This is a genomic window from uncultured Metabacillus sp. (assembly GCF_947503125.1).
Taxonomy (GTDB): Bacteria; Bacillota; Bacilli; order Bacillales; family Bacillaceae; genus Metabacillus.
Genome location: NZ_CANNCR010000043.1, coordinates 1 through 14517 on the forward strand (window position 1 = coordinate 1; position 14517 = coordinate 14517).

A 14517-nucleotide genomic window follows, 5' to 3' on the forward strand; every position below is an offset into this window, starting at 1 on the left:
TCTCGCAATCGCAAAAAAGGGGCAACATATAAATTCTGATATTACAAAAAAGGGGCAACATATAAATTCTGATATTATAAAAAAGGCTATAATAAAAATCGCTTCTAAAGTATGTTTTTTTGATGCTTTCTTTTGTTGCATGCTTTCTCTATATTTTTGTTGTATTTTTCTCTTTTTATGGTCTAATTTCATATGGACCCCCTATAAAAGGATGAAGCCATTTATTCTTGAACTTGTAATATCAACTTTCTTGTTTCTTGAGACAATTCTTGCTGAAGGTCTTAATATTAAATGAAAGCATCTGTGAATTTCAATATGTTCCTGTACCATTTGTTCCATCATGTATTCCATTAGAATTGATGCCATTTTGATTTAAAATTTCCCCTAGCTTTTCATCTTGTATAGTTTCATCGGGTGGAGTCATTCCAGATTTTCTTTCAAAATAAACAGCAATACCACCTATAATAACGACAGGTATCAACATATATAACCAAATCACACTAACACCTCCATCATATAACTTATTATTTATCATAACATTTATTTTTACTTTTTTTAACAATTACTCTTTAAATTACAACAACAAAAGCGCAAGGCGCTAAGCATGCGGCGACAAGCATAATTAAGCAAACAGTAGTTAATGTAAACCTTTCTGTCTTTTTCCTTTGCTTTAACTTTATTTTTTCTGCATACACTTATTTTCTATTAAAATATGTATATCTTATGGACAACACACTCTTCGGAAATCATGTGAGTGTCCATAGAAACGCTCTCGAGCACATAATTTTATCTACTCAATCTCCAATAAAATCGTAAAGTTTATGCCTATTTTCACGTCGTTTCTCCACAAGCAAATTTGCATAGACAATCCTGTAAAAATAGCCTTCAAAGGTTGAATGAATTTTACCAAGCTTTTTAGCAAACACCGTTTGTTTAAAGGAATCCACGATACAATACATGACCTCATATATGTTTCTTTCCAAGTCGAGCTTGTTATAGGCGATCAGCACTCTTTTCCATAGACCGTAAATCTCAATGGCATTGAAAAAGGGTTTTGCTGCTTCGATAAATTCTTGATGAACCGAGTCTGGAAGATAGCTTGCATCTAATTGGTGTAGAGACGGCTCTGACGGTTTGCTTACGTCATTAGGTTCTTTTTTCTTCTCACAGAGTGAGCTTTGCTTGTTCTCTGTTTTATTAGGAGTGTCAGGTAGAGTGACATCTTGGGGTGACTTGTTATGTTTTAAAGCCTCAACCGATGCAAACGGCTGGATAACTAAAAGGTTGACCCCCTGCTTGCCATTCATTCTGGCAGTTGGGATCTTTTTAATAAATCCCTTCTCTTCCAGCACATTCACCGCACGAATCACTGTCCGCCGGCTCATCTTAATCTGCTCCGCAATGTACTCATATTTTGCATAAGACACCCCGATCACCTTCACCGAATGCTTCCATATCACATGAAGAACAGAAAGCGTTCCTTCTGATAACTCTCCCTTATGCTTATACAGAAATCCACGGACAGCTTGGTCCATTTCATCAATTGTGTTGAATGATTGGTGCTTTTGGATTGTTTCATAGTTTAGCTTTTCCATGTTAGCTAGCTCCTTTTTAGTAGATCAGCATCTCTTAGCGCTGTCACTTTACATATATAGGTGCAAGGGTGGTAGAGTAGCGTCTGCTGGAAATTTTTTTTTGCTTTTTCAGAACCATTCCTCCAGAAAAAAATTTTTTAGTAATATAATAGAAATAATTCCCAATTTACTAGAAATATGGTTTAATAGAGAAGGTTGGAAGATTTTCAACAATCTATTTGTGGAGGTTCTACATGAGAAAACACTCAATTCGTTCTAAGGTTATTTTCGCCGTGTTGTTTGCTTTGGTTGTTGGACTGCTGACTCCTTTTCAAACAAATGCTCAAACAGCGAATATACCGGAAGCAGAAACATTACTTACCATCTCTGAACCAATTGAAGCTCAGTTTGATGATAGCGAACAAGAACATTGGTATAAAATTGAGCTGAAAGAAAACGACATTAAAGATTTCACACATTACCGTATTCAGCTGCAATCTGAACAAGAAATGAATATAACGGTGTATTCAAGTTTAGAAAATGCAGCGAATAATGTGGCAATTGATCGTTATATGGGATATTCATTCCAAAACGAGGCAGCTGTAATTGATTTTCCAATCGGCTGGGAAGGTCCATATTATGTAAAGGTTGAATATTTTGCAGGTGAGGAAATACCTGTAGAAGAAGGAATGGAAGAGATTGAAATTCCGGCTCCTATTTATACAATCGGCTATGAAGGAGTAAAACTTCCGCCTACAGATGGCGCAGCTGCTGTAGAGGAATGTCCTGTTGAGTTGAGTACAAAGCAAAGAGAATATGGAAAAACCATGTTACAAAACTTAAGAACCATTCGCGAGGATGTCCTTGCAAATACAGATAAAGGGAAGGAACTAACTGCCCTTTACTATAAAGTTGCTCCATTCCTTAGTGCAGAATTGCTTCTCAATAAATCACTTCGAGACCAGGTTTATCAAGATCTCGTACAATTGAAGGCAGTATTTGCTGATGTAGCGAAAAACGGAAGCAACAGCAGCTATAAAATTACAGCTAAAGATCAGGAAGCGATTAACCGCTTATATACAACTGTTCTTGATTCTGTTCCTGCCTCCCTCAAAGAACAAGTTGAGCAGACAGGAAAGCAAGTCGGCATTTCAAATGTAACGAACTACAGTGTTAAAGCGATTCTGGAAAAAGCAGGACTTGCCCTGCCTAAAGCAAGCGACAGCGGCCAATTGATTGTAAAACTTAAAGAAGGCAAAAAATTGAGTGCTGTCCAATCAAAAATCAAATCATACGGAATTAAATCAGTAGATAAGCTTGATGTAAAGCAATCTGCGATTCCGAATACGTTTGTACTAGAAACGAGCGGCAATGCTTCTGATGTTAATGCATCCGTGACAAAGATCTCTAAATTACCTGAAGTTGAGTTTGTTGAGCCGATTAAAGAGTATCGTTCCCTAACAGCGGATACTCAATATCCTTACCAGTGGTCCCTTAAAAATGCCGGCAATGATGGCGGCAAAAAAGGAGCCGACATTCAATATGAACAGCTTCAAGGGCTTCTAAAGGATAAACAGCTTGATGATACTGTCATCGCAGTAGTCGATACTGGAGTAGATCATACTCTTGCTGATTTAAATGGAGTCGTACTTGAAGATAAAGGCTACAACTATGTAGCGAATAACAACAACGCTATGGATGACAATGGACACGGTACACATGTGTCAGGAATTATCGCAGCGAAAGCTGACAATCATTACTCTATGGCCGGAATAAACAGCCATGCAAAAATTCTTCCGGTTAAGGTTCTTGATGCTAGCGGAATGGGTGATACCGAATCAATTGCTTACGGTATTCTTTACGCAGTGGATCAAGGCGCTCAAGTTATTAACCTAAGTCTTGGCGGTACTTACAGCCGCATGTTGGAATATGCATTGAAATATGCGTATGATCATGGCGTAACAGTCGTGGCAGCATCAGGTAACGATGGAATGGAGGAGCTTTCCTACCCAGCCTCTTCGCAATATGTGACGGCTGTAGGGGCTACGAACAAAATGGACATCGTTTCAGATTATTCAAACTATGGCACAGGTATTGACCTTGTTGCTCCTGGGACAGACATTCCAAGCTTAATGCCGGACGGAAATGTCACGTATGCGACAGGAACATCGATGGCAGCACCGCATGTTGCCGCAGTAGCAGGATTGATTCTTTCCCATAATCCTGATTTAACACCGAAGGAAGTAGAAAAGATCCTTACATTATCAGCGGACAATGTTAAATTCGAGGAACAGGATAACCCAATGAATGTCTACCTTCCTGAAGAAGAATCTGACGTTCCAGCAGAAGTAATGTCTACAGAGTACGACAATGTATCAGGCTGGGGAAGATTAAATGCTCCTGAAGCGATTTTAGCCATTGACAGAGCAAATGAAATCGTAAAGGAGCGCATTTCAGGCGCAACTCGGTATGAAACAGCTGTAGAGCTTTCTAAAAATGGCTGGGAGGAATCTGAGGTTGCCGTCCTTGCAACTGGAAACAATTACCCGGATGCATTAAGCGCGACACCTCTTGCTTACCGTTACAATGCACCATTGCTTTTAACAGATACAAACCAAATACCTGAAGCAGTGCAAGAAGAACTTGAGCGTTTAAACGTATCTGAAGTGATTATCATCGGCGGAAAATCAGTCATCTCACCAAACGTTGAAGAAGAATTTGAAAGTCTTGGCATTGAAACAATTACAAGAATCAGCGGAAAAGACCGCTATGAAACTTCTGTGAAAATTGCAGAAGAAATGGGAGAAGTATATGGAGCAGTAGTGGCAAACGGCCAAGGATATGCAGATGCACTATCGATCGCACCTATCGCCTCTACTCTGGATATGCCGATTCTATTAACAAAGAAAGAGGATGTACCGATTTCTGTCCAAGAGTATGTTGAATCAAGTACGATTGAGTTTTCGTTTGTCATTGGCGGAACACAAGCAGTATCAAATGATGCAGCTAAAACTTTCCCTAATCATGAACGTCTAAGTGGAAAAACTCGCTATGAAACAAATAGCATGATCATCGATTACTTCTCAGACATGCTGAACATGTCAACACCATTCATTGCTACAGGCAATAATTACCCAGATGCCCTTGCAGGCTCTGCGTTAGCAGCAATGCATGGAAGCCCAATGATCCTAACAGATCCGGCTGAAGCAAAACAAACAACAATTGATACAATTTCTGCATACGCAGATTACGCTTCTATGTATTACATCATCGGAGGAGAAAAAGCCCTTCCGAACGAAGCAGTTAACGCTTTATTTGAATAAGCACTAAGCAGCAAGCAGAGAAAGGAAAACATCTCGTTTTTCTTCCGCTGCTTTTTATTTTTCTCAAAAACTATCAAACCACCGCTACTCCACCACCCCCTTCCCTATATATAAAGGGTGAAAGGAGGTGATCGAGCATGGCGGTTGCAGCTATACTAGATTCCCAATTAAGCCTTGTGTTCGACATGGGCTTGGATGAGAACGGAAAAGCAAAGACGAAACGCAAAAACTACAACAATGTCAAAACCTCAGCAACACCTGATCAATTGCTTCAAGCAGCACAAGCAATTGTAAGCTTACAAACTGAAACGCTATTATATGTTGAGCGTAACGACACGAACCAAATCACGGCATAAGTTTTTTTAGAGAAAACGATAGAAAGGAGGAAAAAACATGGCAAAAACACTTGAGCTTCAATTTTTAAATACAGCCGGGAAAACAGTGAAGATCAGCGTTGATTCACCAATTGAGCCCGTTGACCAAGCTGCACTAAACGCAGCAATGGATCAAATTTTAGCCGCTAATATTTTCACCTCAACAGATGGGGACTTTGTGGCTAAGAAGGGTGCTAGAATCATTGATCGTAATGTGACGGATATTTCGCTCGGGTAAGCGGGTTGGGGCTGACAGATTGCTGTCAGCCCTGTTACGTTTATTAGTTTGAGGAAATGATGTTTTGTTTTATCGGAGGTTTTTCCGGTTTATCGGCGAACCCTAATTATATGTGAGTGTAAAAAAGCCCCTTTCTACATGGTACATAGAAAGGGTGAGTACAACTACTCATTAGATGGTCTTGTGTTTTCCAATATCGATACGTTACCTAAAATTTCTCGAGCCACCTCTAAGGGTTCTTTGTCAGTTGTCTCTAATAGATACAACCGATGTAAGCTAGATGTTTCAAATTCATTGTGTAAGAATAAAGATCGTTCAATTAAGTATGAGTCTCCCCGCTGATGAAGTCGCTCACGTAATTTGGTTTCATTTGCCGTTAATACGACATATTTGATCTGCACATTCAGATCTGAAACCTGCTGACAAAACCATTCTAATTCTGTTTCCACTACATAATCAATCACGACATTGTAGTCATGCAAAATGACGTTTCTCGTCAAGGAAAGAATGTTGTTCCAATTGATTTCCAAGCGCTCTTCCCAGGACAGCTCTGAATCACCAACAATCATTGCATTGAGTAAATCTCCCTCAATTAATACACCTCGATCAATCATACGGGCAACTTCCTTTGAAACAGTCGATTTGCCCACTCCACAAGGACCGGAAATGATATAGATGGTATTATGATTACTCATTTCTATTCAACCCCTTTCTTTTCAAACCTACTGGTAATGCTAATTTTCTCCCATCCTCTAATAGTATAGTATCCTACGATTCTTATAAAACAAAAGCCAAAACCGATCTTACTCTGTTTTGGCCATCTTCCCCTTAAAAATAGGTTAATGAATCAAGGATTTCCTGAAGACTTAGCTCTGCACATGCCATTGAGGTATCAGCAACTCCGTAATACATTTTAACAACATCGCCTTCTACAAGGACACCGCATGAGAAGACAACATCGCCAAAGAATCCTTCCTTCTCATATGGAGCTTCCGGTTCAACTAATGGATGCTCTGAGCGGGCAATGACCTTTGTCGGATCATTCAAATCTAATAATACTGCTCCCATGCAATAACGGTGATCCATGCTTGCCCCATGATAAAGCTCTAACCAGCCTTTATCTGTTTTAAACGGCACAGCTCCACCGCCAATTCGGCCATCATCCCATTTTCCAGCTCTTAGCCCAATCAGGTGCTTATGGTTTCCCCAATATAAAAGATTGCTAGATTCAGCTATCCAAATTTCCGGAGACCCATTGCTGTTTGGTACCGGGCGATGAAGCGCATAGTATTTCCCATTTATTTTTTCTGGGAAGATTAAGACATCCTTGTTTTCTGGGGCAAAAATCATCCCATGCTGCTCGATCGTTTCAAAGTCCTTTGTTGAAACCATTGATTCGCCTACACCCATTGGTGATGCTGCACTAAAGTAGATGTAGTACGTATCATCGATTTGGGTAATACGAGGATCTTCAATTCCAAACGTTTCAAGCTCATTTGATGGGTAAACAAACGGTTTTTCATCCACTGTAAAATGGCGGCCATCTTTGCTTCGTGCAATCCGCAAGTAGGAAAGGGATGTTAAATATGACCATTTTTGCTTTGATGATTCCCTAATGACACGCGGATCGGATAGATCATAATCCGGATCATCCTTACGAAATTCATAGATGTCCAACTTATTAGTTGACGGATTATAAACAGGTGCTTTTACGACATTTGGATCTGCACTGATCGGTCTTTCCGCTACACGTAGCAGCATAATCACTTCGTCCTGAAATTTCGCAATTCCAGCATTGAAGGCACCGATCACTTCAAAGCCTTCGTGGTATGGCGGTACATCATTTGGTGTTAGTAATGGGTTTTGTTCATAACGATAGATATTCATGATTTACTCCTTAGTTTTCATATTGTAAAAATGGGTCTGCGATAGTGATTTTTTGTGCGTCTGCATCACTAATCCCTGCATATAAATCAGCTGTTCCGTCTGACTTGCGGACCAAGCCTCCACTAAAGACGACATCCACTAAATCCGGACGCTTTGATGGACCATCAAGGAAATTTGCTCGTGTTGCAATGAACTCTATGTCTGAATAGTCACCGGTTTCAGGATCAATCGCGAACACCATTGGATAATAATGACGATTTCCTTCTTTATCAAAATTCGCGATATGACCTAGCACACCGATCCGTCCATTTGCTAACAGGTGAGCTTCATTTGCTCCGCCCCATTCTTCATCAATAAATTGATTTTCCAATAACGGCGTGTTTTCAATTTCTTCAATTGTGACGTATTTTAAAGAAGGCAGTCGTTTAAAGCCGATCTTTCCTCTTCCGCCTTTTTCTCCCTGCGGCCTCGTTAACATGCCAATCGAACCATCCTTTAGTTCAATTAAACGTAAATCCTTCATTCCATCAGGACCCTTCGCAAATTCTGTTAAACTGGCTATCTTATCGCCCTTGAAAAAAACCGTGCGCCAGCCTAACGCATTTTCAAGCGTTGGATGCGGGAATATTTCCACTCCCCCAAGCACAAGCTCTCCTGCTATTTTTGTAAAAAAAGGATCTTGCAGCTTAAACACTGGAGCCCCCTCTCTAGGAACCCATTCTCCATTTTTCTCAATAAAGAAATAAACCTCAGAATGCTCACTGTCCCGTGATTCCACTCTTCCGGCAATGACTAGCTCACCTTCATCTTCAAATGGAGCGGTAATATTATAGACGTCTTTTTCCCCAACACCTTTAAAAATGATCTTTTCAGCATGACTCGGCTGAGCCTTCTGTAAAAATTCCTGCAATAAGGTTTCACAAGTTTTTACATCTGTTTTCATTAATTTACTCATCGTTTATCCCCCTTTAGGCATAAAATGAACGCGGCTCCCGGTTCAATTGTCGCAGCCAACTTTTCCTGTTTATACGAAAGTAAAATATCTGCTTCTACACGAGCTTCTGGCGGTAATAAAACTTTTTCCCTGCCAAAGTTAAGTAGGACCATCACTCTTTCACCCTCAGCAGCTTTAATGAAGTAGATCATATCCCCGTTTTTTTCAAGCAGCTGATAATCTCCATGATGCAAAGCAGGATGATTTCTTCTTAGTTCTAGGAGCTTTTTATAATAAGAAAGAATGGAATCACTTTGGGCAAGCTGTTGCCTCACATTGATTCCTTCACGTTTAGTTGGGAAGGAAATCCATGGTTCCGCTGTTGAAAACCCGCTGTTTTCCGACTCATCCCATTGCATAGGCGATCTTGCTTTATCCCGGCTTTTTTCATTGGCAATGGTTAATGCTTCTTCCTCGGTTTTTCCCGCTTGAATCGCAAGCTCAAAAGCTGTGACTCCTTGAATATCCTTCATAAAGACGATGTCATCATGAATCAAATCACGCATGCCAATTTCATCACCATAATAGAGAAAAGGTACACCTTTTGCCGTTAGGATCAGTGTTGCAAGCAGCTTCGCACGTTCTTCTTCCAGCCCTTCTTCACCAAAGCGGGAAATATGCCGCGGCATATCATGGCTGCTGAAAAACAGGGTTGGAAGTTGATCTTCCGTATGAATCTCTTCCATTTTCGTTAATTGTTCAAAGATCGCATCCACATCAAATGCTGGAATACTTCCAAGATTAAAATTAAACACGATATCTAATTTATTTTTCCCGCTATAAGCAGATAGCACATCTACTTCTTCTGAACCGACCTCTCCCACTAAAACCTTATCCGGAAACTGATGAACAAAGGAGGATATCTCTTCCATGACCTCAAGAATTCCAACTTGATCTTTATCATATTGATGGATTTGCTGATTGTTTTCATCTACTGGATTATGTTCAAACGTGTTATTCACCTTTAAAAAATTGATCACATCAAGTCGAAATCCATCGATTCCTTTGTCCAGCCAAAAAGCCATCATCTCAAACATGGCCTGCTTTACTTCCGGATTTGCCCAGTTAAGATCGACCTGTTCCTTGGCAAATGCATGATAATAATATTGGCCTGACTTTTTATCAAACTCCCATGCTGAGCCGCCAAAAAAGGATTCCCAGTTATTTGGCGGCTCACCGTTGATTGGATCCTTCCAAATATACCAATCTCTTTTCGGATGATTTGGATTAGAAATCGCTTCCTTAAACCAGGCATGTTCCGATGATGTGTGATTTAGCACAAGGTCGGCAATGACCTTGATTTTTCGTTTATGCGCCTCTTCAATAAAGTCAGCCATAGTGCCATAATCGTGATCAATCTGATAATAATCAGAAATGTCATAGCCATTATCGACTTTAGGAGACGAATAAAAAGGTGTCAGCCACAAACAATCGACGCCAAGATTCATAAAGTAATCCAGCTTCTCCGTAAGCCCTTTAAAATCGCCAATGCCATCCTTGTTTCCATCAGCAAAGCTTGGCATATACACTTCATAGAAAACAGCTTTTTCCCACCAACGCTTCATAACTTCCTCCACAAATGCTTATTTAAGGGTAAACTGCATTCCTTCTTGGAATTTCTTCGCAAAGAATAGGAACAGAATAATAATCGGCAATGTTAACAACACAGAGGCTGCATACATTGGACCTGGATAGCCGCCATACGGACCAAACATCTGTGATAAAAGCACATTTAACGTGAGCATACTGTCACTTCGAACAACGAGCATATCCCATAATAATTCTGTCCATCTTTCCATGAACAGGAATAAGAAAATGACCGCCGTAATTGATTTTGACATTGGCAGAACGACCTTAAACATAATTTGCAGATTGGAAGCCCCGTCCAATTTTGCAGCTTCGATAAAGGTATCCGGGATCGCTCTAAAGAAGTTTGTGTACATAAACACAGCCCATAAACTCATCGCTTTTGGAATAATCATTGCCCAGTACGTATCATAGAGACCGACATTTTGAATAATTAAAAACGTAGGCACTAATAAAATGATCGCTGGGAAAAACATTTGAAACAAAATCAGATTATTAACGGTTTCCCGGCCTTTAAAGTTCATTTTGGCTAACGCATAGGCAACCATAACCCCGGTAATCATCATAAGCACAGTAGAGCCTGCCGATACAATCACACTGTTAAAAAACGCTTGTATCCATGGTCTTGGAATCGCAACATCACCGCCGCCAAATAACCATGCATATGACCGGAACGTAAATTCAGTCGGAATCAATCTTTTATCAACCTGATCCCACGCTGCAAACGAATTTAAGACCATATAAAGATACGGAAACACCATTATGATCAATAAAATCATCGCAACGATATAGCGAAGGAGTAATCCTCTTTTATTAGACCCAACCATTGCGTTTCCCCCACAATTCTAATAGTTTTCTGATAACAAAAATCGAAATAAACGTAACAACCGATGCCACAATCGCAACTGCTGACGCATATCCAGCCTGAAGATTCTTAAAGGCCTGTGTGAAAATTTCCATTTGCCATGTATTGGTTGCGAAATTTGGTCCTCCACCTGTTAATTGATAGACCTCCGTGAAAATCCCAAATGTCACACCAATCGATAGGATTAACACTGTATAAATCGCTGGATAGAGTAAAGGAAGTGTAATCTTCCAGAAGCGCTGCCAAGGTGTAACACCATCAATTGCGGCTGCTTCGTAAATTTCCGTATTAATGCTTTCAAAGCCAGATGTTAAAATCAATGCGTAATAGCCTGTGAATTTCCAGGCAATAATGACCGCTACCACACATAGAGCCGAAAACGGGGACCCTAACCAATCGATATCTAGTCCGAAATTTGCTCGTAAGAATGTATTGAGTGGACTATTATAGGAAAGGAGACCTTTTACGATCAATGAAGAAACGACTCCAGAAGCTAAATACGGAAGGAAAAATCCGATTAAAAAAAGACCTTTAAATTTAGGCAGTCCATGAATGATTGCCGCAACGATCATGGATGAGACAATAACCAGCGGTACAAATACAGCCATAAATTTAAAGGTGACAAAGAAAGCAGCTTGAACTCCTGGTGACTTAAAGGCTTCAATATAGTTAGCGATGCCTTCAAAGTTATATTCAGGTGATATTAAATTCCAATCTGTTGCTGATAAATACAAAGACCACACAAGTGGAATCGCAAAGAAGATAATTGCATAGATAAGGTAAGGACTGGCAAATAGCCAGCCCAATCCATTACTCTTTTTCGTTCTCATTACTTGAGATCCCCCTCAATTGCCTTTTTCATCTCATTCCAGCCTTTTTCAGGGTCTACTTCCCCTTTCACTACAGGGTTTACAGCATATTGTCCAATATAGGTTTGAAGTTCATTGTATTTTGCATTATCAATCGACGGAATTGCATTTGGCACAGCATTTGCATATGGCTGTAATACTGGATTTTTTTCAAAGAACGCAGTAAATGCTTCATTTGTTGCTAAGTCATCACGTGCTGGCGGCAGATTTGTTTTTTCCAGCCACTTTAGATCATTCTCTGGATTTGAATAAACCCATTTAATAAATTCCATTGCCGCTTTCTTTTCTTCATCCGTAGCAGATGCGTAAATTACTAACCCTTTCGTATCGGCAAATGTTTTGACATTTTCAGTCGATACTCCATCTGGAACAGGAGGAGGTGCAAGTGTAAAGGTTTCACCATATTTCATTTCGGGGAATTTCTCAGCCCAGTAGCTGAATGTCCACGGACCGATATCAGTGAAAATACCTAACCCAGTTTCAAATGGATCTGTTACTTGCTTTGCTAATAGTGCATCCGCTTTTCTTAACTCATCTAATAAGGTTAAAACTTTAATTCCCGCTTCATCATCAGCGACAAATTCGTTTCCTTCGATAAAGTTATTTCCATTAGAAGAAGCATCATAAAGCATAAAGAAGTCAAACCATCTCTTCCATGCAGTTGGGTCAGCTAAGTCCGCTTTTGCCCATACATATTTGTCCGGATATTTTTCCTTCAGCTTCTTCGCCACTTCTAGCATCTCACTATAAGTTTTAGGCGGTTCATTTACACCTAACTCTTTTAAAATATCAAGTCTCCATCCAAACAGCATTGGATTTGAGTAAATTGGCAGAACATACTGATTGCCATCTGCAAACTCCCAGCCTTTAACCGTTTTTGTCATTTGTCGTGCAGAAACAATCTCATCCCATCCCTCTAGTTCATTAAGCGGTACGAGGGCTTTACTGTCTGCAAGCTGAGCAGCAAAGCCGCGATTTATATTTTCTGACATCGTCGGTGCACTTTTACCTGCTATAGCAGATTGAATACTCGCTTCCGATGACGGGCTTTCTTTAATCGCACTTACATTAACTTTAATATCAGGGTTTTCCTTTTCGAATTCCTTTGCTGCCTCTTCCCAATATACTTGCTGAGCCGGGTTTGGCGCTGCCCAGAATTCAATCGTTGTTACACCCTCTTTTTCAGCCCCCTGCTCTGTACCTTTATTCGCACAACCGGATAGAGCGGATACGGCCATTGTTGCAGCAAATAATAATGATGCGCCTTTTTTCATTTTACCCTTCATCTTAATACCCCCATTTCATTTATTAAGGCAGACAAACGTAAAAGTTTTGTACAAATAGTTTGAGAGCGTTATCAAACTCTCTGAAAAAAATAGTATAATTGAATATAGCAGTACAAAACTCACTTTTAAATTACAAAATTAGTTACAAACAATTACAAAATGTTCAAAATTTATTTTGTAACCTTACAGACAACATTATTACACCGTTTTTATCATTAGTCAACCACTTAACATAAAATAAAATCATGATGTGGAAAGGTTTGCAATTTGAAATATCATGTATTATAGTTATTTTGTAACGTTACAATTATTGTTGTAATGTCCGTCAATATATTAAGTATAAAATTCCCTTAAATAGATGATCCTATTACATTCATTGAAAGGTTGTTCGTTCCTATGGCAAAAAAGATTTCGATGCAGGATATCGCGGATCGATTACAAATATCGAAAAATTCCGTGTCACAAGCTTTATCTGGAAAACCTGGGGTAAGCGAAGAAACAAGGAGACTGGTGGAAGCTGCAGCAGCAGAACTGGGGTACGAATATTCCCCGGTGCGAAAACAAGCAAAGCAAAGCGATGCGAAGCGAAATATCGCACTCATTGCTTCCGAATTTGCCTTTTCCCTAAAAAACTTTTTTGGCGAAATTTATTTAAGTGTGGAAAAGGAACTTTCAAAGCGTGGATTTACCTTACAAATCCAGCCCATTAGCCAGCATGCCATCAACAATCTTCAATTACCGGCATTTGTTCAACATCATTCTGTTGACGGCATCCTCATTCTATCGCATTTAAGTACAGAGTATATTAACGAAATTATCTCAACCGGCATCCCAACCGTCTTAATTGACCATCACCATCCGCATATTAAAGCAGATGCCATCCTGACAAATAATCGTTTTGGTGCTTATACAGCGGTAGAGCATCTTATTCAGTTAGGCCATAAAGAAATTGGATATGTCGGAAATGCTTCCTTTTCACCTAGCTATTATGAGAGATTAGAAGGCTATCTTTTAGCTTTCCATCAATTTGGAATAGAGGTCAATCCAACTTATATTCTCTCGAATGTCAAAGAAGAAGAGAACGAGATCTTCGGGGCAATTGAACGGTTACCGAAAAAGCCCACTGCCTGGTTTTGTGTAAATGATGGATTTGGTTTCCTGGTCAGCTCCTACCTCCAGCAATCAGGCTTCAAAATTCCTGAGCAAGTCTCGGTTTGCAATTTTGACAATGGACAACTTTCCCAGCTCTCCACTCCAAAAATCACAACAATGGATATTGATCTAAAGCTCTATGGAAAAAAAGCAGTTGACCGCCTAATCTGGCGAATCAGCAACAAAGACGCTGTCTGTCAGGAAATACTCTTACCTACTACGTTAATTAAACGGGCATCAACTGGTCCGGCTCCAACAAATTGATATGCAGGAAAACAAACATGTTTAATATATGGTTTATTTCGTGTATGATGGGAATATAATTAAAAAGAGAAGTGCTGGAACACTTCTCCTACAGCCTCTACCGT

General features: G+C 39.8%; 14 protein-coding genes. 4 read left to right on the forward strand and 10 right to left on the reverse strand.

The features are described 5' to 3' along the window. The 3 genes from Q1B07_RS19920 to Q1B07_RS19930 all read right to left on the reverse strand — a co-directional run. Positions 1-192, reverse strand: a 192-nt coding sequence (locus tag Q1B07_RS19920) for a hypothetical protein (RefSeq protein ID WP_299093769.1), incomplete at its 3' end; no start/stop codon positions are given. 118 nt (positions 193-310) lie between these two features. After that, entirely contained in the window at positions 311-499 is a 189-nt protein-coding gene (locus tag Q1B07_RS19925) for a hypothetical protein (protein WP_299093767.1), read from the reverse strand. A 295-nt stretch (positions 500-794) separates the two neighbouring features. Further along, on the reverse strand, positions 795-1595 hold the full coding sequence (locus Q1B07_RS19930) for a helix-turn-helix domain-containing protein (protein ID WP_299093766.1): 801 nt from the start codon (positions 1593-1595) through the stop codon (positions 795-797). Positions 1596-1828: 233 nt separating this feature from the next. Here Q1B07_RS19930 and Q1B07_RS19935 point away from each other — a divergent pair, with 233 nt between their 5' ends. The 3 genes from Q1B07_RS19935 to Q1B07_RS19945 all read left to right on the forward strand — a co-directional run bounded on the left by Q1B07_RS19935 (position 1829) and on the right by Q1B07_RS19945 (position 5509). Beyond that, positions 1829-4897: a cell wall-binding repeat-containing protein gene (locus tag Q1B07_RS19935; protein WP_299093764.1), complete on the forward strand. Its 3069-nt coding sequence runs from the start codon at positions 1829-1831 to the stop codon at positions 4895-4897. A gap of 137 nt (positions 4898-5034) precedes the next feature. Then, a complete protein-coding gene (locus Q1B07_RS19940; protein WP_299093762.1) occupies positions 5035-5253 on the forward strand; it encodes a DUF1659 domain-containing protein in 219 nt (72 codons plus the stop codon). Positions 5254-5290: 37 nt separating this feature from the next. Then, positions 5291-5509, forward strand: coding sequence for a DUF2922 domain-containing protein (locus tag Q1B07_RS19945; protein ID WP_299093761.1), 219 nt, complete (start codon positions 5291-5293; stop codon positions 5507-5509). Between the two features lie 164 nt (positions 5510-5673). Here Q1B07_RS19945 and Q1B07_RS19950 read toward each other — a convergent pair whose 3' ends face one another. The 7 genes from Q1B07_RS19950 to Q1B07_RS19980 all read right to left on the reverse strand — a co-directional run bounded on the left by Q1B07_RS19950 (position 5674) and on the right by Q1B07_RS19980 (position 12985). Then, entirely contained in the window at positions 5674-6204 is a 531-nt protein-coding gene (locus Q1B07_RS19950; protein WP_299093760.1) for an AAA family ATPase, read from the reverse strand. Positions 6205-6337: 133 nt separating this feature from the next. Then, positions 6338-7396, reverse strand: a complete 1059-nt coding sequence (locus Q1B07_RS19955) for a glycoside hydrolase family 130 protein (protein WP_299093759.1) — start codon at positions 7394-7396, stop codon at positions 6338-6340. Between the two features lie 10 nt (positions 7397-7406). After that, a complete protein-coding gene (locus Q1B07_RS19960) occupies positions 7407-8339 on the reverse strand; it encodes a DUF1861 family protein (RefSeq protein WP_299093775.1) in 933 nt (310 codons plus the stop codon). Positions 8340-8347: 8 nt separating this feature from the next. After that, the gene (locus Q1B07_RS19965; RefSeq protein WP_299093758.1) at positions 8348-9955 is read right to left on the reverse strand and encodes an alpha-glucosidase; all 1608 of its coding nucleotides are present in this window, start codon (positions 9953-9955) and stop codon (positions 8348-8350) included. An 18-nt stretch (positions 9956-9973) separates the two neighbouring features. Beyond that, on the reverse strand, positions 9974-10804 hold the full coding sequence (locus Q1B07_RS19970) for a carbohydrate ABC transporter permease (RefSeq protein ID WP_299093757.1): 831 nt from the start codon (positions 10802-10804) through the stop codon (positions 9974-9976). Further along, a complete protein-coding gene (locus tag Q1B07_RS19975) occupies positions 10791-11672 on the reverse strand; it encodes a carbohydrate ABC transporter permease (protein WP_299093756.1) in 882 nt (293 codons plus the stop codon). The genes Q1B07_RS19970 and Q1B07_RS19975 overlap by 14 nt, the downstream gene beginning before the upstream one ends. Then, on the reverse strand, positions 11672-12985 hold the full coding sequence (locus Q1B07_RS19980) for an extracellular solute-binding protein (protein WP_299093773.1): 1314 nt from the start codon (positions 12983-12985) through the stop codon (positions 11672-11674). Before Q1B07_RS19980 ends, Q1B07_RS19975 begins: the two co-directional genes overlap by 1 nt. Positions 12986-13393: 408 nt before the next feature. Between Q1B07_RS19980 and Q1B07_RS19985 the strand changes: the two genes are divergently transcribed. Further along, positions 13394-14413, forward strand: a complete 1020-nt coding sequence (locus tag Q1B07_RS19985; protein ID WP_299093755.1) for a LacI family DNA-binding transcriptional regulator — start codon at positions 13394-13396, stop codon at positions 14411-14413. The last annotated feature ends 104 nt before the right edge of the window (positions 14414-14517 follow it).

Bases quoted from the DNA above. Each gene is read 5' to 3' on its own strand.
- Q1B07_RS19930 (WP_299093766.1), bottom strand. From the start codon at position 1,595: ATGGAAAAGCTAAACTATGAAACAATCCAAAAGCACCAATCATTCAAC.
- Q1B07_RS19935 (WP_299093764.1), top strand. From the start codon at position 1,829: ATGAGAAAACACTCAATTCGTTCTAAGGTTATTTTCGCCGTGTTGTTT.
- Q1B07_RS19940 (WP_299093762.1), top strand. From the start codon at position 5,035: ATGGCGGTTGCAGCTATACTAGATTCCCAATTAAGCCTTGTGTTCGAC.
- Q1B07_RS19945 (WP_299093761.1), top strand. From the start codon at position 5,291: ATGGCAAAAACACTTGAGCTTCAATTTTTAAATACAGCCGGGAAAACA.
- Q1B07_RS19950 (WP_299093760.1), bottom strand. From the start codon at position 6,204: ATGAGTAATCATAATACCATCTATATCATTTCCGGTCCTTGTGGAGTG.
- Q1B07_RS19955 (WP_299093759.1), bottom strand. From the start codon at position 7,396: ATGAATATCTATCGTTATGAACAAAACCCATTACTAACACCAAATGAT.
- Q1B07_RS19960 (WP_299093775.1), bottom strand. From the start codon at position 8,339: ATGAAAACAGATGTAAAAACTTGTGAAACCTTATTGCAGGAATTTTTA.
- Q1B07_RS19965 (WP_299093758.1), bottom strand. From the start codon at position 9,955: ATGAAGCGTTGGTGGGAAAAAGCTGTTTTCTATGAAGTGTATATGCCA.
- Q1B07_RS19970 (WP_299093757.1), bottom strand. From the start codon at position 10,804: ATGGTTGGGTCTAATAAAAGAGGATTACTCCTTCGCTATATCGTTGCG.
- Q1B07_RS19975 (WP_299093756.1), bottom strand. From the start codon at position 11,672: ATGAGAACGAAAAAGAGTAATGGATTGGGCTGGCTATTTGCCAGTCCT.
- Q1B07_RS19980 (WP_299093773.1), bottom strand. From the start codon at position 12,985: ATGAAAAAAGGCGCATCATTATTATTTGCTGCAACAATGGCCGTATCC.
- Q1B07_RS19985 (WP_299093755.1), top strand. From the start codon at position 13,394: ATGGCAAAAAAGATTTCGATGCAGGATATCGCGGATCGATTACAAATA.